This is a genomic window from Methylobacterium sp. (assembly GCF_028290105.1).
Taxonomy (GTDB): Bacteria; Pseudomonadota; Alphaproteobacteria; order Rhizobiales; family Beijerinckiaceae; genus Methylobacterium.
Genome location: NZ_JAQGKL010000098.1, coordinates 14,053 through 30,716, shown reverse-complemented (window position 1 = coordinate 30,716; position 16,664 = coordinate 14,053). Strand labels below are relative to the sequence as shown.

22 protein-coding genes are annotated in these 16,664 nt (G+C 68.9%); 8 read left to right on the top strand and 14 right to left on the bottom strand.

Translation table 11 applies throughout. The features are described from left to right. Positions 1-23: 23 nt before the first annotated feature. The 3 genes from JWQ05_RS07590 to JWQ05_RS07580 all read right to left on the bottom strand — a co-directional run bounded on the left by JWQ05_RS07590 (position 24) and on the right by JWQ05_RS07580 (position 3,981). On the bottom strand, positions 24-1,538 hold the full coding sequence (locus JWQ05_RS07590) for an NAD(P)/FAD-dependent oxidoreductase (protein ID WP_299656984.1): 1,515 nt from the start codon (positions 1,536-1,538) through the stop codon (positions 24-26). Between the two features lie 125 nt (positions 1,539-1,663). Continuing rightward, positions 1,664-2,614 carry a UDP-glucuronic acid decarboxylase family protein gene (locus JWQ05_RS07585; protein WP_299656981.1) on the bottom strand — a complete coding sequence of 317 codons (951 nt, stop codon included), beginning with the start codon at positions 2,612-2,614 and terminating at the stop codon, positions 1,664-1,666. A gap of 53 nt (positions 2,615-2,667) precedes the next feature. Beyond that, positions 2,668-3,981, bottom strand: a complete 1,314-nt coding sequence (locus JWQ05_RS07580) for a UDP-glucose/GDP-mannose dehydrogenase family protein (protein WP_299656978.1) — start codon at positions 3,979-3,981, stop codon at positions 2,668-2,670. 395 nt (positions 3,982-4,376) lie between these two features. Between JWQ05_RS07580 and JWQ05_RS07575 the strand changes: the two genes are divergently transcribed. Beyond that, positions 4,377-5,387, top strand: coding sequence for a site-specific integrase (locus JWQ05_RS07575; protein ID WP_299656975.1), 1,011 nt, complete (start codon positions 4,377-4,379; stop codon positions 5,385-5,387). 14 nt (positions 5,388-5,401) lie between these two features. Here the strand turns inward: JWQ05_RS07575 and JWQ05_RS07570 are convergent, their stop codons facing one another. Continuing rightward, on the bottom strand, positions 5,402-5,650 hold the full coding sequence (locus JWQ05_RS07570; RefSeq protein ID WP_299656972.1) for a hypothetical protein: 249 nt from the start codon (positions 5,648-5,650) through the stop codon (positions 5,402-5,404). A gap of 357 nt (positions 5,651-6,007) precedes the next feature. Here JWQ05_RS07570 and JWQ05_RS07565 point away from each other — a divergent pair, with 357 nt between their 5' ends. The 3 genes from JWQ05_RS07565 to JWQ05_RS07555 all read left to right on the top strand — a co-directional run bounded on the left by JWQ05_RS07565 (position 6,008) and on the right by JWQ05_RS07555 (position 7,552). Next, positions 6,008-6,442 carry a hypothetical protein gene (locus JWQ05_RS07565; protein ID WP_299657128.1) on the top strand — a complete coding sequence of 145 codons (435 nt, stop codon included), beginning with the start codon at positions 6,008-6,010 and terminating at the stop codon, positions 6,440-6,442. Between the two features lie 148 nt (positions 6,443-6,590). After that, positions 6,591-6,857 carry a hypothetical protein gene (locus tag JWQ05_RS07560; protein ID WP_299657125.1) on the top strand — a complete coding sequence of 89 codons (267 nt, stop codon included), beginning with the start codon at positions 6,591-6,593 and terminating at the stop codon, positions 6,855-6,857. Between the two features lie 350 nt (positions 6,858-7,207). Continuing rightward, entirely contained in the window at positions 7,208-7,552 is a 345-nt protein-coding gene (locus JWQ05_RS07555) for a hypothetical protein (protein WP_299656969.1), read from the top strand. A gap of 108 nt (positions 7,553-7,660) precedes the next feature. Here JWQ05_RS07555 and JWQ05_RS07550 read toward each other — a convergent pair whose 3' ends face one another. Continuing rightward, positions 7,661-7,795: a hypothetical protein gene (locus JWQ05_RS07550; protein ID WP_299656965.1), complete on the bottom strand. Its 135-nt coding sequence runs from the start codon at positions 7,793-7,795 to the stop codon at positions 7,661-7,663. 167 nt (positions 7,796-7,962) lie between these two features. Here JWQ05_RS07550 and JWQ05_RS07545 point away from each other — a divergent pair, with 167 nt between their 5' ends. After that, positions 7,963-8,145: a hypothetical protein gene (locus JWQ05_RS07545; protein ID WP_299656962.1), complete on the top strand. Its 183-nt coding sequence runs from the start codon at positions 7,963-7,965 to the stop codon at positions 8,143-8,145. Between the two features lie 37 nt (positions 8,146-8,182). Here the strand turns inward: JWQ05_RS07545 and JWQ05_RS07540 are convergent, their stop codons facing one another. Continuing rightward, entirely contained in the window at positions 8,183-8,431 is a 249-nt protein-coding gene (locus tag JWQ05_RS07540) for a hypothetical protein (protein ID WP_299656959.1), read from the bottom strand. A gap of 352 nt (positions 8,432-8,783) precedes the next feature. Between JWQ05_RS07540 and JWQ05_RS07535 the strand changes: the two genes are divergently transcribed. Together JWQ05_RS07535 and JWQ05_RS07530 are read left to right on the top strand one after the other, a co-directional pair. Beyond that, on the top strand, positions 8,784-9,305 hold the full coding sequence (locus tag JWQ05_RS07535) for a MucR family transcriptional regulator (RefSeq protein WP_299656956.1): 522 nt from the start codon (positions 8,784-8,786) through the stop codon (positions 9,303-9,305). 162 nt (positions 9,306-9,467) lie between these two features. Continuing rightward, the gene (locus JWQ05_RS07530; RefSeq protein ID WP_299656953.1) at positions 9,468-10,025 is read left to right on the top strand and encodes a metallophosphoesterase; all 558 of its coding nucleotides are present in this window, start codon (positions 9,468-9,470) and stop codon (positions 10,023-10,025) included. A gap of 40 nt (positions 10,026-10,065) precedes the next feature. Here the strand turns inward: JWQ05_RS07530 and JWQ05_RS07525 are convergent, their stop codons facing one another. The 5 genes from JWQ05_RS07525 to JWQ05_RS07505 form a co-directional block, all read right to left on the bottom strand. Further along, on the bottom strand, positions 10,066-11,814 hold the full coding sequence (locus JWQ05_RS07525; protein ID WP_299656951.1) for an HWE histidine kinase domain-containing protein: 1,749 nt from the start codon (positions 11,812-11,814) through the stop codon (positions 10,066-10,068). Positions 11,815-11,986: 172 nt separating this feature from the next. Next, positions 11,987-12,772 (bottom strand): tRNA (guanosine(46)-N(7))-methyltransferase TrmB, encoded by a 786-nt coding sequence (locus tag JWQ05_RS07520; RefSeq protein ID WP_299656948.1) that lies wholly within the window; start codon positions 12,770-12,772, stop codon positions 11,987-11,989. A gap of 4 nt (positions 12,773-12,776) precedes the next feature. After that, positions 12,777-13,955, bottom strand: coding sequence for a methionine adenosyltransferase (gene metK, locus JWQ05_RS07515; RefSeq protein WP_299656945.1), 1,179 nt, complete (start codon positions 13,953-13,955; stop codon positions 12,777-12,779). Positions 13,956-14,101: 146 nt separating this feature from the next. Then, positions 14,102-14,521 (bottom strand): helix-turn-helix transcriptional regulator, encoded by a 420-nt coding sequence (locus JWQ05_RS07510; protein ID WP_299656942.1) that lies wholly within the window; start codon positions 14,519-14,521, stop codon positions 14,102-14,104. Positions 14,522-14,801: 280 nt separating this feature from the next. Further along, positions 14,802-14,930, bottom strand: a complete 129-nt coding sequence (locus JWQ05_RS07505) for a hypothetical protein (RefSeq protein WP_299657137.1) — start codon at positions 14,928-14,930, stop codon at positions 14,802-14,804. Between the two features lie 454 nt (positions 14,931-15,384). Here JWQ05_RS07505 and JWQ05_RS07500 point away from each other — a divergent pair, with 454 nt between their 5' ends. Then, a complete protein-coding gene (locus tag JWQ05_RS07500; protein ID WP_299656939.1) occupies positions 15,385-15,534 on the top strand; it encodes a DUF2735 domain-containing protein in 150 nt (49 codons plus the stop codon). 13 nt (positions 15,535-15,547) lie between these two features. Here the strand turns inward: JWQ05_RS07500 and JWQ05_RS07495 are convergent, their stop codons facing one another. The 3 genes from JWQ05_RS07495 to JWQ05_RS07485 all read right to left on the bottom strand — a co-directional run bounded on the left by JWQ05_RS07495 (position 15,548) and on the right by JWQ05_RS07485 (position 16,584). Further along, complete coding sequence (locus JWQ05_RS07495) at positions 15,548-15,805, bottom strand: hypothetical protein (RefSeq protein ID WP_299656936.1); 258 nt, start codon at positions 15,803-15,805, stop codon at positions 15,548-15,550. Between the two features lie 67 nt (positions 15,806-15,872). Then, positions 15,873-16,055: a DUF3606 domain-containing protein gene (locus tag JWQ05_RS07490; protein WP_299656933.1), complete on the bottom strand. Its 183-nt coding sequence runs from the start codon at positions 16,053-16,055 to the stop codon at positions 15,873-15,875. A gap of 205 nt (positions 16,056-16,260) precedes the next feature. Then, positions 16,261-16,584 carry a hypothetical protein gene (locus tag JWQ05_RS07485; protein WP_299656930.1) on the bottom strand — a complete coding sequence of 108 codons (324 nt, stop codon included), beginning with the start codon at positions 16,582-16,584 and terminating at the stop codon, positions 16,261-16,263. Positions 16,585-16,664: the final 80 nt, after the last annotated feature.

Genomic DNA, 16,664 nt, shown 5'->3' with positions numbered 1-16,664 from the left:
CGCTCGATCGCGTCCGGCCGTCCTCAGGCGGCCCGGCGCGGAACTTGGGACGGAACCTGGCGCTCGCTCGTCAGCGCCCCGGCCGCGCCCGAGACGCCGGCCTCGGTGTATTCCGCGTCCTCGTTCACGCACCAGGGATCGTAGCGGCGCTCGCCCGCGAGGATGTTCTCCACGGAGAGCATCGCGGTCATCATCGCGTGGTCCTGGTTGTTGTACTTGTGCATGCCGTTGCGCCCGACGAGGTGCAGGCTCGGGTAGGCGTGCTCGAGGTCGCGTCGCACGGTGGCGACATGCGCCTTGTAGTCGGCGTCATAGACCGGATAGGCCTTGGGCTGGCGCACCACGCAGGCATCGACCACGTCCTCGGGCCGGATGAGCCCGATCCGGCCGATCTCGCGCTTGGCCAGCGCGATGAGGTCGGCGTCGGACGCGGTCCAGAGGCCGTCGCCCTCGAAGCAGAAATATTCGAGCCCGAGGCAGGTGTGGTCGTCGTGCGGCACCATCTCGGGCGACCACGAGCGGAAGTTCTGCACGCGCCCCACCTGCACGGAGGGATCGTGGATGTAGATCCAGTTGTCGGGAAAATCCTTCGTCGAGCGGGCGATCAGCGCCACGGTGAGGAAGTCTCGGTACTGCAGGGCGCGGGCCTGGAAGGTGCTGATCGGAGTCGGGGTGATGGCGCCGACGAGTTCGCGCAGGGGCGCCGACGAGATCACGTTGCGGGCGGTGAAGGTCTCGCGCGTACCGTCGCCGCCCTTGGCGGTCACGGTCCAGAGCCCCGTCCTGGCGTCGAAGTGCAGGCCGTCCACGCCCCGGTCGAGGTGCAGGCTGCCGCCCCTGGCGACGACCTTGGCGGCGGCGGCCTCCCACATCATGCCCGGCCCCTTGCGGGGGTAGCGGAAGGATTCGATCAGCGTCTTGATCACGGGTTCGCCGGCGCGCGGCGCGCGGCGCAGGCCGAGCGAGCGCACGAGCGCGTCGCGGATCGCGGCGCCGAGGTCGAGGCCATTGATGCGCTGGGCCGCCCAATCCGCCGAGATGGCGTCGCAGGACATGCCCCAGACCTTCTCGGTGTAGGTCTTGAAGAAGATCGAGAACAGGCGCTCGCCGAAGCGGTTGCGGACCCAATCGTGGAAGCTCTTCGGCTCGGCGATGGGCCGCGCGCGGGCATAAAGATACGACGCGACGCAGGCCGCGCTCTCGAGAAGGCCGAGGTTGCGCAGGGCCTCGAAGGCCTTGAGGGGGTAGGCGTAGTACTTGCCCTTGTAGAAGATCCGCGACAGGCGCGGCCGCTCGATGAAATCGTCAGGCAGGAGTTCGTCCCAGAGATCGACAACCGCCTTCGACTTCGAGAAGAAGCGATGGCCGCCGATGTCGAACAGGTAGCCGTTGTGCGACACGGTGCGGCTGATCCCGCCGACCTGCACGGGGTCTCGCTCCAGGACCGCGACGGAGCGGCCCGCCTTGGCAAGCAGGTAGGCGGCGGTGAGGCCGGCCGGACCGGCGCCGATCACGAGCGTTTCCGTGTGTTGGCTCATGGGGCGGCGACTCGTGGATACCGGAGGACGAACGCCCCCGGCATAGAGCCGTTTTGGTTAAGGAAGACCTTTTCGCGCGCGCTGGGTCCGTCGCCGTGTCGACGCCAACATCACATCGACGGCGATCAGCCTAGGCTTTTCTCGAAGTACGCGATCGTCTTCCGCAATCCCTCGCGCAGCGGGATGGTCGGCTCCCAATCGAGGACGGCTCTCGCCTGGGTGATGTCCGGCCTGCGCTGGCGCGGGTCGTCCGGCGGTAACGGCCGGAAAACCATCTCGGAGCGCGAGCCGGTCAGCTCGACCACCAGTTCGGCGAGCTGCCGGATGGTGAACTCACCGGGATTTCCGATGTTGATCGGGCCGGTGACGGTCGCATCCGTCTCCATCAGGCGCAGGAAGCCCTCGATCAAGTCGTCGACGTAGCAGAAGGAGCGGGTCTGCGAGCCGTCGCCGTAGAGCGTGATGTCCTCGTTGCGCAGGGCCTGGAGCACGAGGTTCGAGACGACGCGGCCGTCGTTGGGGTGCATGCGCGGGCCATAGGTGTTGAAGATGCGCGCCACCTTGATGGGGATGCCGTGCTGGCGGTGGTAATCGAAGAACAGCGTTTCGGCGCAGCGCTTGCCCTCGTCGTAGCAGGACCGGTACCCGATCGGGTTGACCCTGCCCCAATACGCCTCGGGCTGCGGATGCACCTCGGGATCGCCGTAGACTTCCGAGGTCGAAGCCTGAAACACCTTCGCCTTCAGACGCTTGGCGAGGCCCAGCATGTTGATGGCACCGATGACGCTGGTCTTGGCCGTCTGCACGGGATCGAATTGATAATGCACCGGGGAGGCCGGACAGGCGAGGTTGTAGATCTCGTCCACCTCGACGTAGAGCGGAAAGGTCACGTCGTGGCGCATCAGCTCGAAGCGTGGCTCTCCGAGCAGGTGGGCCACGTTGCGCCGCGTCCCCGTGAAGAAGTTGTCGACACAGAGCACTTCGTGGCCCTGGTCCAGCAGCCGCTCACACAGGTGGGATCCCAGGAAGCCGGCGCCGCCCGTGACGAGGATCTTCTTCGTGTTTCCGTAGCGCACGGTGTGCTTCCCAAGGTGTTGATCCGGCCACCCGAAGGCGCGGCCGGATCCGGTCATCGCGCGGCCACGGTGCCGATCCCGGTGTAGGAAAATCCGTGCCGCTCCGTGACGGCGCGGCTGTAGACATTGCGCAGGTCGACCATGACGGGTGCGTTCATGGTCTGGCGCAGGCGGGCGAAGTCGAGGGCGCGGAAGGCGTTCCATTCGGTGACGATGACGATGGCGTCGGCGCCGTCGGCGCAATCGTAGGCGTCGCTGGCGTAGGTCACGTCCGAGAGGAGGGGCCTGGCGGCGGCCATGCCCTCGGGGTCGTAGGCCCGGATGGCGGCGCCTGCGTCCTGGAGGCCTGTGATGATGGAGAGCGCGGGGGCGTCGCGCATGTCGTCGGTGTTGGGCTTGAAGGTCAGGCCCAGGATGGCGATGGTCTTGCCCCGCACGGATCCGCCGCAGGCCAGGATGACCTTGCGGGCCATGGCGCGTTTGCGCTGGTCGTTGACTGCCACGACGGTCTCGACGAGGCGCACCGGGGTGCCGGCGTCCTGGGCGGTCTTGACGAGGGCCAGGGTGTCCTTGGGAAAGCAGGAGCCGCCGTAGCCGGGGCCGGCGTGGAGGAACTTGGCGCCGATGCGGTTGTCGAGGCCGATGCCGCGGGCGACCTGCTGCACGTTGGCGCCGACCTGCTCGCACAGGTCCGCGATCTCGTTGATGAAGGTGATCTTGGTGGCCAGGAAGGCGTTGGCGGCGTACTTGGTCAGCTCGGCGGTACGCCGGTCCGTCACCAGGATCGGAGCCTGGTTGAGGTAGAGCGGCCGGTAGATCTCGCGCATGACCGCCTCCGCGCGCTCGTCCTCGGTGCCGACGACGATGCGGTCGGGGCGCTTGAAGTCGTCGATGGCGGCGCCTTCCCGCAGGAACTCGGGGTTGGAGACCACCGCGACCTCGGCGTCCGGGTTGGTCTCGCGGATGATGCGCTCGACCTCGTCGCCGGTGCCCACCGGCACGGTGGACTTGGTGACCACGACGGTGAAGCCGGTGAGCGCGGCGGCGATCTCCTTGGCTGCGGCGAAGACGTAGGTGAGGTCGGCAAAGCCGTCCCCGCGCCGGGAAGGTGTGCCCACCGCGATGAAGACGGCGTCGGCCCCGGCGACGGCGGGGGTGAACTCGGTGGTGAAGCTCAGGCGCTCCTGGCGCACGTTCTCGGCGACCAGCGCCTCGAGCCCCGGCTCGTAGATCGGCATGCGCCCGGCCTTCAGCGCCTCGATCTTGGCCGGGTCCTTGTCGACGCAGACCACGCTGTGCCCGAAATCCGCAAAGCACGTGCCCGACACCAGGCCCACGTAACCCGAACCGATAACCGCGATACGCACGTATCAACCTCTCCGATGACAGCGTTTTTCCTTCTGAAACAAAGGTCATGGGAGTTCAATCGGCGGATTGAAACCCAACCTGCGATGCCCTTTGGTTCCGGTTCCGGTTGCGTATCATCGTCACTATCATCGAAGATGACGTGTCCCATTAATCTGTGATAACCCGCCGCCGACTTTCGCGAAGCGGCATTTGCTGGTCTTGCGTGAGATCAGTCGGCATCGTTATGACACCGCGTTGCCGGATCAGCTGCGTCATGGGATGCGCGGACCGGCCTTCGCGATCTCGCGGGCGCCTGGCCGAAGACCGCAGCGGCGGCATAGCTTCGAGCGCTCGTCCGCTACCGCCTTGTCTCGGACGTCCGGCTGCAGGTTTGCTCTCGATCAGACTGAAATCCATGACCAATCTCACGGAGAGCGGCGTGCAATCGGATACCGGCCCGCTCCCAATCCTGGTCGAGGAGGCCGTCGGGCTCCCCACCCAGATGGCGGCGATCGTTCGGGCGTACCAGCGTGCGAGCAAGGCGGACGCCACGGTGAGGGCGTACCGGACCGACATGGCTTTGTTCGGCGAATGGTGCCGGCGCTGCGACGTCCCATCCCTGCCGGCGTCTCCGGAATCCGTCGCCGCGTTCCTCGTCTCCGAGGCAGAAGCCGGCCGGGCAAGCTCGACCATCGGACGGCGCTGCGCCGCGATCCGGTACGCGCACAAGCTCGCAGGGGCAGCCGACCCGACGGATGACGAAGGCGTGCGCGCCACGCTCGAGGGGATCCGGCGCAAGGTCGGGGTCGCACCAGCGCAGAAGGCGGCCGCCACCGCCGAGGTGCTGGCCCGGATGCTGATGCGCACGCAGGACACCCTGGCCGGCAAGCGCGACAGGGCCCTGCTGGCACTGGGCTTCGCGGGGGCTTTCCGGCGCTCAGAGTTGGTGGCCCTCGACGTAGGGGACCTCGAAGCGGATCGGGAGGGTCTGCGCGTGCGGGTGCGGCGTTCGAAGACGGACCAGGACGGGCGCGGCTTCGAGAAGACCATCCCGCACGGACGCTTCCTCCGGCCGGTGGCCCTGGTGCGGGACTGGCTCGATGCGGCCGGGATCGTGGAGGGGCCGGTGTTCCGGCCGGTGTCGCGCTCGGGACACGTGCGGGGCCTGACCGGCGCGGCGCCTCGCCGCCTGACGTCCCAGGCGGTGGCCAATATCGTCAAGCGCTACGCGCACTTAGCCGGGCTGGATGCCTCGGCCTACGGGGGCCATTCGCTGCGCGCCGGGTACATCACCACGGCGGCCGAGTACGGGGCGGACCTCGCCCGCATCATGGACCAGTCGGGCCACCGCGACCCGCGCACGGTGGTCGGATACATCCGGCGGGCGAACGCCTTCAAGGATCACTCGGGCGCCGGATTCCTCTGAGGCGACCCGTCCGATCAGCGGGACGCGGTCGTTTCGGCGTCTGCAACAATCTGCACGGCGCGGGATGCAACGCTCGGCTTTGTTGCAGCGACCGGCTGCGGTGTCGTGGTCAGTTCGCCCGAGCGATGCACCTGCTGCGTCTCGCGGGCCTGCTCGCGGAACAGCGGAGGCGTCAGGTAGAGGGCCTCGCCGGCCAGGGCGGCGCCGGTGCCGAGGGTGGCGAGGGCGAGGACGGCCGAGGCGAGGAGGGTGGGAACGCGCATTGGAAATCTCCGGGATGAGGCCGCCGGGAGGGGGCCTGTTGATGGAGATTGAACCACACTTTTGTGCGCCGCGACGTGCTCATTTTGCATCGCACCATAATGCGGAAAGCGAACTATCTCGCTGATCTATTGCATTCTCCCAGGGCGCAGGTGGATGAAATCAATCGTCGAGCCATGCTTTGCACGCACGTCAAGAAAATCTCGCGGGACGACATTGAAAACGAATTTGTGCGCCGCAAAAGAATAATTTGCGATCGTCCTGAAAAGGCTTTTCCGCCCGTGGCGCCGCGAGAACGCAGCGCCGCGCCGTCGCCGCCGGACTTGCGGAAACGGCCGGGCCCGTGGCCTGGTGCGGCCATGCCCATCCGGCGCGAGCACCGCTTCTTCTATCCCATCGACTGGCCCGAGCTCTCGGCCGTGATCCGCTTCCAGCGGGCGGGCGGCCGCTGCGAGGTCTGCGGGCGGCCGCATGGGCAGACCGTCTTCCATCTCGGCGACGGGCGCTGGTGGGACGCGCAGGCCGCCGCGTGGCGCGACGGCGCCGGGCGCTTCATCTGCCTCGCCATCGGCGCCGACGACGTGCTGGGCCGCGTGCGCACCACGCGGGTGGTCCTGGCCGCCGCCCACCGCGACCATGACACGGCCAACAACGCCGCCCGCAACCTCGCGGCCTTCTGCCAACGCTGCCACATGAACCACGACCGGCCCGAACATCGGCGCAGACGCTGGTCTACCTTGTTCCGTCGCAAGGCTTTGGGCGATCTATTCCGGGGGCCCTATTCGGGCGCCTGACAAACCAGGCTTCAGGACCCGGCTTTAATCCGGCTCACCATGTGCCCCGTGACACGTCATGGATGGAAACAGCACCCCATATTGGTTTCAGACAGAGAGAAACGAGCCAACGACTTGGTTCGTGCTGTAGAGGAAGCCAGAAGCCATGATCAAGACCCGTATCGCCGCTCTTGCCACCGCCCTTGTCCTTGGCGTTGCTCCGATCTCGTCCGCAATGGCCTACGACAGCCCCTCTCGCTACACCGCGTTCTCGCCCTATGAGGTCGAGACGACGGGATCGCTGGATGTCCGCGGCGATGCTTATTCGCGCAATCCTTCCAGCTGCCCGATGAGCTCGGCCGCCGAGGGCAACGCCAACCAGCAGAACTTCCCGGTCCAGCAATACGGCCAGACCTCGGGCGGCAACCGCTGCTGATCGGAACCGGCCCGTTGGAGGGAGGCCGCCGGGGGCTCGCCACGGGAGTGAGCGGCGGCCTTCGCGGGCTCCCTCCCTCCACGAAGTCCCTTCCCTTAGCGAAGTCCTTTCCTCAGCCCTGGACCCGCCCGACGCGGTCCCGGGCCTCGGGCGGGCACACCGCCCCCACCTCACCGACATCCCAACCCGCCAGGCTCCGGCCGAGGCGGGTTTTTCCATGGCGTCACGCTCCGTTCTGGCCGGGAAAGCGCGAAAGCCGCCGCTGGTGAAGAAAATGGTCACGGTCCTGCGCTACGCCTGCGCCAGATGGGCGCCTCTCAGGAGGCGCCAGCCGCTCGGGGAGATGTCACATGAGCAGCGCTCTCGCACCCGCACTCCAGGGATCCGGCGGATCGGACCGCCTGCCGGAACTCTCACGGCTCGCGGCCCACCTCGCCAGCAACGTCCTCGAATCCCAGATCGAGGGACGCCCGGTCCCCGACGACCACATCCGCTTCCTCCTCGATGCCGCCCTGCTGCTGCAGGAGCACGGCGTCGTGCTGCCGTCCCTGCTCGGGCAGATCATGAAGGGTGCCGCCGAACCGGAGGCCGCGCCGCCCAGCAATCCGCCCCGGACGCGGCCGGCGAGCGAGGACGACGACGACGCGGGCCGTCTCGCCTGGCTGCTGCGCCCCTTCCAGGCGATGAAGGGCTGAGCGGGCGCGGCCCGCACAATCGACGGCAGGACCCGGCCTTCGCCCATCACGCCAGCCCTGCGGTCGCCCTCACGCGCGCGGCTGTCGCCTTCACGCGCGGCTGTCGCCTCACCGATCCTCGATCAGGGCTTCGATGGAGAGGATGGCGTTCTCGAGTTCGGCAATGCGCTTGAGGAGTGTCCGGCAGACGCGCGAACCGTTGCCGTCCGCCTGCACAAGCAGGTCGTGCTGTCTGGCTTTCAAGCCTTCGAGAAGAAGCTCCAGATGCGACATACGACGGGAAGCATTGCGCGGCGCAATGCGTTCCTGGATCGTGTTGCGCGTGCTTAATGAAGGCTTCCCGCGTGATATAGGGCGACTTTGTCGGACGGATGCCCTATTGAAAGCTTCTCGGCAGCGTAGGAGAATTCATGTCCGATCAGCCAAGCCACGTCGTCGACCGTCTCGAGACCAAGGCCGCCAAGGGGGCGGAGCGCGAGCGGATCGCGCATGCGGCCTGGGCCGAGCTTCACGATGCGAGCCGCGTGCAGGATGAGAAGACCGTACGGCTGAAGGCGTTGCGGCTGGCCCAGCGGGCCTCACCGCAGGGGTAGGCGGAGTAACCGCCCCAATGGGCCGGGGGCGGCGCGTTCAGGATGCCGCCGGCGCGAAGGTCCAGCCCGTGAGCGTGCGCGGGATCGGAAGCCGGGCGATGTCGAGGCCGCAAGCGACCTTGAACGCGCGCTCCTCCGTCAGCAACTTGAGCCCCTGTTCGGCGGATTCGCACGTGCCGAGCAGGTCGTCGTCCAGCAGAACGACGTAGCACTCGTTCTGCGCGAGGCGCGTTCGCGTGATCCGGAAGACGCCCTGGGGCGTGTCGCAGAGCCAGTCACCACGCATCGGACGTCCCCTCCCCGCTGTCCCGCGGACGCCGATCATGGGCCGGCGATTGCGGTCCTGTCCAGCAGGTTAATGCATCCCTAACGTGGATCGATGCACCATTCTGCATGGCGTGGCGGAGTACCGCCCAAGCCCTTCGGCCACATTCATCGGACCTCCGCCGCCTGTCGTCACAGGCACCGGAAGACGGCAGCTTGGCCGTCGAGGGGCTCGACGAGCGTCATCGCGCGACGTCGGCGATTCCGCGCGGTTGAAAATTGGGCGTCGCGGCGAATCCGCGAAGATAAAGATTGATTTCCTCCCGATCCTGCCCCTTAGACAATCCGCTTCGCACCTTGAGGACCGCAAGAACATGGAAGACGTCACCCCAGAGCAGCAGACCGATTACGTTGTGCTGGCTGCCGAAATCGTGTCGGCCTATGTTTCCAACAATTCCATCCCGGCAAGCGAACTGGGCAACCTCTTGGCCAGCGTCTACGCGGGCATCAGCGGTCTTGCCTCGGGCGGAACCGCCAAGTCCGCGCAAGACGAGGTCGAGAAGCCGACCCCCGCGCAGATCAAGAAGTCGATCACGCCGGATGCCCTCATCAGCTTCGAGGACGGCAAGCCCTACAAGACGCTGCGCCGGCACTTGACCATTCGTGGCCTCACGCCCGAGGCCTACCGGGCCAAGCATGGCCTGCCGGTCGATTATCCGATGACCTCGGCGAGCTATTCGGCCCAGCGCTCGGAGCTGGCGCGTTCCCTCGGGCTCGGGAACCACCGCAAGGACGCATCTGCCACGGCCTCTGACGAGGCGCAGCCGGACGCATCGGAGGAGGCCAAGCCCGCCCGGCGCGTTGGGCGTCCCCGCAAGGCCGACGCGGCGGCCTGAGGCTCCTCGGAGGCGGCGGCATCGAAGCCGCCGCCTCCCGTTTGGAGGCCGGGCGCCGTGGGCGAGAACCAGACCTGATGTCGCGCCGGCTTGCTGCGCGCGCGGCCCGCGCCACGTGAGCGTCCGGGCACCTTCCGGGCCTGTGCTCACTTCGCGAACCGCATGGCAACGTACTTCACGGCCGACACGCATTTCGGCGATGCCCCCCTCGTGCAGCGGCGGCGCTTCGCCTTCCGCTCCGTGGAATCGCACGACGAAGCGTTGATCGCGCGCTGGAACGCGGTCGTCTCGGCCGGCGACACGGTCTGGCACCTCGGCGATTTCGCCGCCGATGCCAGCCGCGCGCATTGTGCCGCGGTGTTCGCCCGGCTCAACGGGATCAAGCGCCTGGTGCGCGGCAACCACGACACCAACCGCGTGCTCGATCTGGCCTGGGCCGAGCCGCCCGTGGAGAGCGCCCGCATCACCGTACAGGACGCGGATGGCCGGGCCTGGCGGCTCTTCCTCTCGCATTACCCGCATCGGTCCTGGCCGGGGTTCTGGCGGGAGACGCGGCACTTCTACGGGCACACCCACGCCTGCCTGCCCGATACCAGCCGCGCCTGCGACGTCGGCGCGGATGCGTGCGGATACCGGCCGATGGATCTCGCCACGCTGATCGCGCGCCAGGATGCGGCCGAGCAGGCCCCCGAGGAAATGGCGGCGCGCGGCCTGCGCTGAGACGAGCCGCACGATCGTGCGCGGTGCCGGGCTGCCGTGATCAGGTCAGCGGGTTGAGCGCGTCGTTGCGGGCCGGCAGCGGCGCCAGCATCGTCAGGCAGAAGCCTTCGGGCGGATAGGTCATGGTCACCTCGGCCCGGACCTGGGCGGTCAGGACGCGCTGGAGGAGGCGCGAGCCGAAGCCCTGGCGCGTCGGCGGGCTGACCGGGGGTCCGCCGCTCTCCACCCAGGAGAAGCGCAAGATCCCCGCCGGGCCGCCGGGCTCGACGGCCCAGGTGATCGCCACCCGGCCCTCGCGATTGGACAGGGCGCCGTACTTCGCCGCGTTGGTGGTGAGTTCGTGGATCGCCATGCCGATCGGCACGGCGATCTCGGACGACATGTCGATCGAAGGCCCGACGAGCTGGATGCGGGCATCCCCGTCGGGGCCCTCCTCCAGCGCGCCCTCCGCATAGGGCTTGAGTTCGTTGGCGAGCAGGTTGCGCAGCGAAGCGGTCTGCCAGGTGTCCTCGGTGAGGACCGAGTGGGTGTGGGCCAGGGACATGATCCGCCCCACGAAGGCCTCGTAGAAGCTCTCGATGCTGGAGGCGGTGCGGGCGGTGGAGCCGACGATCGCCTGCACCGTGGCGAGCGTGTTCTTCACCCGGTGATGCAGCTCGCGGATCAGCAGCGTCTGGCGCTCCTCGGCCAGGCGCCGCTCGGTGACGTCGGCGACGACCCCGATCAGGCGGCGCGGCAGCCGGTGGCGGCCGTCCCGCTCGAAGCGTCCGGCGAAATCGAGGACGCGCCAGGCCCCGTCGCCGAGGCGGCGGATGCGGCCCGTAGCCTCCAGGACGCTGTCCTCCCGCAGGGCCCGCGTGATGGCGGCGCGAAAGGCCGGGCGGTCCTCCGGATGGAGCACGACGTCGAGGAACTCGCGTTTTCCCAAAGCTCCGTCGGCGGGCCTGCGCCCGAAGATCGCGAACATGCGCTCGTTCTCCCAGATCGCCTGGTCGTCGAGCATGTGCCACTCGAAGATGCCGAGCGCGGCGAGCGAGGTCGCGATGCGCAGGCGCTGCTCGCCGGCGCGCAGGGCGGTGCGCGTCTCGACGCGGGCGGTGACGTCCTCGATCACCCCGACCACGGCGACCGGCCGGCGCCTCCCATCCGTCCCGAGGATGGCCTCGCCCCGGACCTCCACGTCGATCGCGACCCCGTCGCGCTCCCGGCGCAGGCGGCATTCGAGGGCGAAGGGCTTGGCCTCCCGCAGCGAGGCGCGGACCTGGGCCCGGATGCGGTCGGTCTCGCCGCTCTCCAGGGCGGCCTGGAGGCCGACCCAGCTGACGGCGGCACCGGGCGCGTGGCCGAGGATGTGGGCCGCCCGGCGCGAGAGCGCGACCTGCCCGTCGGCGAAGTCGTAGCGCCACTCGCCGAGCCCGGCGGCGGTCAGGGCGGCGCGGTTCTCATCGGCCCGGACGACCTCGTCGGGGTCGACGGCCTCGACGATGAGGACCTGGAAGTCGCCGCTGGGCCGGGAGGGACGGATGCGCAGGTCGAGACCGGTGCCGTCCGCGCGCAGCCATCGCCGGATGCAGGCGCGCGGCGCGACGGCCCCGAGGGCCGAGAGGGCGCGCCCGTTCAGGGCACCGGCCGGAAAGCCGAGGAGGTCGCAGAGGGCGGGGTTGGCCTCGCGGATCAGGCCCGCGCCATCGACGACGAGGATGCCCACCGGAGCCTGCGCGAACGCGACCGCCCGGAGGTGCGCATCCGCGTCGCCGTCTCCGGACGGCGGGTTCGATGCGTCCTGCACTCCACATCCTCGCTCGCCGCAGAAGGCCGCGGGTCACCGGCCGGCCCCCGACCGGGCGCCATCAGACAACCGAAGGTCGCGCGGAACAAGGCCGCCCAGGGGTGGTATCACGGGTTTTGCCCGCCGACCCGCTGACGGGACCGTGTCCCGGTCCCCGCGCCACGTTCGCAACTCAGGCGGGCGAGACGCGCCGGAATTCGAGGTAGCTCGGAGGACGGCCGGCGGCGAGGGCCTTGGCCTCGTAGCGCGTGCCCGGCCAATCGGCCCAGGCCCGCGTCCAGTCCCGGGCCGCCTCGGCGGTCCAGGCCAGTTGCGGGCAGCGCGCGGCGCGCACCAGCGTCCAGCCGGCGTAATCGTCGATGTCGCTGGCAAAGCGGAACAGGCCGCCGGGCTTCAGCACGCGGGCGATCTCGGCGAGCGAGGCATCCGAGACGAAGCGGCGCTTGCGCTGCCGGCGCTTGGGCCAGGGATCGGGGTAGAGGAGATAGACCCGGGTCAGACTCGCATCCGGCAGGGCGGCCAGGAGGGCGGTCGCGTCCTCGTCCCAGACCCGGACGTTGCGCAGGGCACCGTCGTCCACCGCCCGCAGCAGCTTCACGACGCCGTTCACGAAGGGCTCGGCGCCGATGATGCCCGTGCGCGGATTCCGCGTGGCCTGGGCGGCGAGGTGCTCGCCGCCGCCGAAACCGATCTCCAGCCAGACCTCGTCGGTGGGAACCGGGAACAGCGCCTGCGGATCGATGAACGCGCCCGGTGGCGGCAGGGTCAGCCGCAGGACCGGCAGCAATTCGACGAGGCGCTGCTCCTGGCCCGCGCGCAGGCGCTTGCCCTTGCGGCGGCCGTAGAAGGCGCGCTCGGCGCCTTCCGCATCGTGCCCGACCGAAACGGCCGGGTGCCCGCCCGGACCGGCCGGGTGCCCGCCCGGATGGGGCGGGGAATCGTCCCGCCCCAGGGTCATGGGGTCAGGCCAGGGCCGACTTGAGGCTGTCGGCGAGGTCGACGCGCTCCCAGGAGAAGCCGCCATCGGCGTCCGGCGCCCGGCCGAAATGGCCGTAGGCGGAGGTGCGGGCGTAGATCGGCTTGTTGAGGCCGAGCTTCGTCCGGATGCCGCGGGGCGACAGGTCGAGGGCGCTCATCAGCACGTTCTCGAGGCGGGCCTCGTCCACCTGTCCGGTGCCGTGCAGGTCGACGTAGATCGAGAGCGGCTTGGCGACGCCGATGGCGTAGGCGAGCTGGATCGTGGCGCGGGTGGCGAGGCCCGCCGCCACCACGTTCTTGGCGAGGTAGCGGGCCGCGTAGGCCGCCGAGCGGTCGACCTTCGTCGGGTCCTTGCCCGAGAAGGCGCCTCCGCCGTGGGGTGCGGCGCCGCCGTAGGTGTCGACGATGATCTTGCGGCCGGTGAGACCGGCGTCGCCGTCGGGACCGCCGATGACGAACTTGCCCGTGGGGTTCACGTGCCAGACCGTCTCCTCGGAGACCCAGTTCTGCGGCAGGGCGGCGAGGATGTAGGGCTCGACGATGGCGCGGACGTCGGCCGAGTCGAGGGACTCGTCGACGTGCTGGGTGGAGAGCACGATCTGGGTGACGCCGACCGGGCGACCGTTCTCGTAGCGGACCGTGACCTGGCTCTTGGCGTCGGGGCCGAGCTTGGCGGCGTCGCCCTGGCGGCCCTTGCGGGCGTCGGCGAGGTCCTTGAGGATCTTGTGGGCGTAGTAGATCGGCGCCGGCATCAGCTCGGGCGTCTCGTCGGACGCGTAGCCGAACATGATGCCCTGGTCGCCCGCGCCCTCGTCCTTGTTGCCGGCCGAATCCACGCCCTGGGCGATGTCGGCGGACTGGGCGTGCAGGTGGATCGCGATGTCGTTGTTCTTCCAGTGGAAGCCCGACTGCTCGTAGCCGATGTCCTTCACCGCCTCGCGGGTGAGGTGCTCGAGGTGGTCGAAGGTCACGGAATCGGGGCCGCGCACCTCGCCCGCGATGACGATGCGGTTGGTGGTGGCCAGGGTCTCGACGCCGAGGCGGGCCTCCGGCATCACGGCGAGGTAGGCGTCGACGACGGTGTCGGAGATCCGGTCGCAGACCTTGTCCGGATGGCCTTCGGAGACCGACTCGCTCGTGAACAGGTAGTTGGAACGCGGCATTCAAGGCCCCCGATGTCTGGATGCGCCCAGGATGTCGCGGCGCCTCACCCGATGGTTCTGACGGCGAAGTGTCTGTCAGCCGTCCGTCCGGCGGTCAAGACGAAAAAGCGGATGAATTCGCCAAAGCGAACGAAACGGACGGTAAATCAGTCTCCGAGCTTATGCCCGAGGGCCTGCACCGCCGCCGCGAGCCGCCGCCTGTCCGCGTCGGAGAAATGCTCGGTCACGTGCCGGGCCACGACGTCGGCGAGGCCCTCCCAGGGGTTGGCGGCGGGATCGGGCTGGTAGGCGCGCTGGCGCGGCTCGGACAGGCCCGGCCCGGACGCCGCGTCGGCCTCCTCGAGCCCGTCGAAGAAGTAGGCGACCGGCACGCCGGTCATCCGGCTGAAGGTGTCGAGGTGGATCGCACTGATGCGATTGGTGCCCTTCTCGTATTTCTGCAGCTGCGCGGCGGACATCCCGAAGCTCAGGGCCACCCGCTTCTGGGTCAGGGACGCCTTCTTGCGCTGCTCGGCGATCCGCTGCCCCACATGCACGTCACGCGCGTCGGTCTTCTGCCCTGCCATCCCGTGTGTCGATGCTCCGCCCCGTGCGCCCGCCGCGAAGGCTCCGGGCGGCCGGGATCGGGAACCCCGGATGGCTCTCGGTCGCTCTCGCTCGGCCGGCGCCGGACGGTAGGTCCCGTCCCGGCACCCGTCAAACCCGCCGGGGGCCGGGACGCGCCGCCCGGCCGGCTTGTCCCCTGCGCCCTGGCGGCAACCTCACGGCATTGTCAGCCGCATGTCCTGCTTCTCACACCAATCCTGCCGAGCGGACCGGTCTTTCTGATCGGACCAGTCTCGCCGATCACACCAGGTCGCGCTTCAGGGCATGCGTGACGCGGCCCCCGGCGGTTTCCGCATCGGGATTGCGCAACTCGCGCATGCCGGGCGCCCGTCCCGTCGTGAGGAAGGCCAGCAGCGTCAGCACCAGCATCACCTTCGACCTCGCACGCCGCTTGCAAAACATCGTCCTGCAAATCGTCGCCCTGCAAATCGTCGCCCTCACCGTCATCGTCCTCACGCCCCGGTCCCGAGAGCGAGCGGTCTAGCTTCGTGCCCGGGGCACGGCACTGCGCCAGCGCACATCGATCAGCGCGCCGGAGCGTCATCGGCGGGTTCGCGGCGGACAGGGTGAAGGAAGTGTTGCGGGCCTCCACGCCACGTTTCGGTCAGTGGCATTGACCGAAGATGGGGGAATATTCAGCACGCCTATATTTCTCGCATCATGCTGTTTTCTGCATCCGGCAGCGATGCAATCACCCGGGAAGGTGCCTATACTCTGGTCCTGTCACGGCGCGAGCGCAGTGCACAAAGGGACATCATCTTCCATGACTATGGGACATCATCAACATACGGCAACCATCCTTCCGTTTGCGAGCCGCGCGCAGATGTCGGGCAAGACCGGGGGGCTCGGATTGAAGGTGACCGGCAAGTCGGGTGACGCGTCCACGCCGCCGCGGGCCACGCAGATGGCGTTCGCCGAGAGCTGGTACCATCAGGCGGCGATCGAGGAAGCCTCGCCGACCCGCAAGCCCTGAGGACGTCCGGCTCTCAGTGCAGCGTTCCGTCCGCTCCGGGCGACGACACCATCGCCTCGGCGAACGGAAATTCGAAGACCACGTCGCCGGCCTCATCGGTGACGACGAGGCAGGCCCCGATCAGGCGGGTCTGGTTGCGGGGCTCGGCCATCGTGGCCCAGATGGTCTCGCGCGCCACGGTCCAGGCGGCGTCGGCATCGCGCAGCTCCGAACCGGATTCGTCCGTCACGACGTCGTCGCCGATCTGCGTATGGAAGAAGTAGCGGGGCATCCGTGAACTCCACACGCCGCGAAACGCAACCGGCTCCGCCCGTCGAACGAGGCCTCGCGCGCGGGGCCTAACGCTTCTTGCCCAGTTCCGCCGCGATATCCTTGGTCATCCGCCCCACCTTCCGGTGCGCCGCCGTGAGCTGATCCTGGGTCACGCCCCAGCGCTTCATCCAGAACTCCACGGCCTTGCGCTCGGAGAGGTCGAGGCGCTCCTTGTCGATGAAGCCGCGCTTGTCCTTGAGGCCAGCCATGAACGCTCCTGTGGGGTCGGCAGCCTATCGGCACTCGGCGCCTCGCGGTCAAGCCGCCGTCCCGTTCCGGCGACGCCCCACGGGATCGCGCAGGTCGTCGCCGGTGGAAGAGACGCGGCGGAGTATCCCCGAACAGGCCTCGGGCCGAACGTGAGGCCGGCGTCCCGTCGGGATCCGGCCGCACGCCCGGCATCTCGTCCCGGTCTCAGCGGGTCGGGGAACTGGCGCCCTTGCCCGATGCTCCCGGCGAGGACCCGGAGCCCGCATCGTTGGCCCCGGTGCTGTTGGCGGTGCCGGAGCGGCTCTTGTCGCCCGTCGAGGGACCACTGCCGCTGGCGCCCGGTGACGAGCCGGCGCCGGCATCGTTCGGGCCGGTGCTGTTCAGGGTGCCCGACTTGGTCGTGCCCGAGCCCCCCTCGGCCGCGAGGGCGGCCGGCCCGAGGGCAAGGGTGCCGGCAGCAAAAACGAGGGTGCCGGCAGCGAGGGCGAGGGTGCCGGCAACGGTAAGGGTCCGTGCGATAGCCGTCATGGCGTTTTTCTCCCTGATGTTGGCGTGAAGCACGCATCGGGTAACGCCGCAACGCCGTGCGATGTTCTGGCACAGCGGCC

Bases quoted from the DNA above. Each gene is read 5' to 3' on its own strand.
- JWQ05_RS07590 (WP_299656984.1), bottom strand. From the start codon at position 1,538: ATGAGCCAACACACGGAAACGCTCGTGATCGGCGCCGGTCCGGCCGGC.
- JWQ05_RS07575 (WP_299656975.1), top strand. From the start codon at position 4,377: ATGACCAATCTCACGGAGAGCGGCGTGCAATCGGATACCGGCCCGCTC.
- JWQ05_RS07570 (WP_299656972.1), bottom strand. From the start codon at position 5,650: ATGCGCGTTCCCACCCTCCTCGCCTCGGCCGTCCTCGCCCTCGCCACC.
- JWQ05_RS07565 (WP_299657128.1), top strand. From the start codon at position 6,008: ATGCCCATCCGGCGCGAGCACCGCTTCTTCTATCCCATCGACTGGCCC.
- JWQ05_RS07555 (WP_299656969.1), top strand. From the start codon at position 7,208: ATGAGCAGCGCTCTCGCACCCGCACTCCAGGGATCCGGCGGATCGGAC.
- JWQ05_RS07545 (WP_299656962.1), top strand. From the start codon at position 7,963: ATGTCCGATCAGCCAAGCCACGTCGTCGACCGTCTCGAGACCAAGGCC.
- JWQ05_RS07540 (WP_299656959.1), bottom strand. From the start codon at position 8,431: ATGCGTGGTGACTGGCTCTGCGACACGCCCCAGGGCGTCTTCCGGATC.
- JWQ05_RS07535 (WP_299656956.1), top strand. From the start codon at position 8,784: ATGGAAGACGTCACCCCAGAGCAGCAGACCGATTACGTTGTGCTGGCT.
- JWQ05_RS07530 (WP_299656953.1), top strand. From the start codon at position 9,468: ATGGCAACGTACTTCACGGCCGACACGCATTTCGGCGATGCCCCCCTC.
- JWQ05_RS07520 (WP_299656948.1), bottom strand. From the start codon at position 12,772: ATGACCCTGGGGCGGGACGATTCCCCGCCCCATCCGGGCGGGCACCCG.
- metK (WP_299656945.1), bottom strand. From the start codon at position 13,955: ATGCCGCGTTCCAACTACCTGTTCACGAGCGAGTCGGTCTCCGAAGGC.
- JWQ05_RS07510 (WP_299656942.1), bottom strand. From the start codon at position 14,521: ATGGCAGGGCAGAAGACCGACGCGCGTGACGTGCATGTGGGGCAGCGG.
- JWQ05_RS07505 (WP_299657137.1), bottom strand. From the start codon at position 14,930: ATGCTGGTGCTGACGCTGCTGGCCTTCCTCACGACGGGACGGGCGCCC.
- JWQ05_RS07500 (WP_299656939.1), top strand. From the start codon at position 15,385: ATGTCGGGCAAGACCGGGGGGCTCGGATTGAAGGTGACCGGCAAGTCG.
- JWQ05_RS07495 (WP_299656936.1), bottom strand. From the start codon at position 15,805: ATGCCCCGCTACTTCTTCCATACGCAGATCGGCGACGACGTCGTGACG.
- JWQ05_RS07490 (WP_299656933.1), bottom strand. From the start codon at position 16,055: ATGGCTGGCCTCAAGGACAAGCGCGGCTTCATCGACAAGGAGCGCCTC.
- JWQ05_RS07485 (WP_299656930.1), bottom strand. From the start codon at position 16,584: ATGACGGCTATCGCACGGACCCTTACCGTTGCCGGCACCCTCGCCCTC.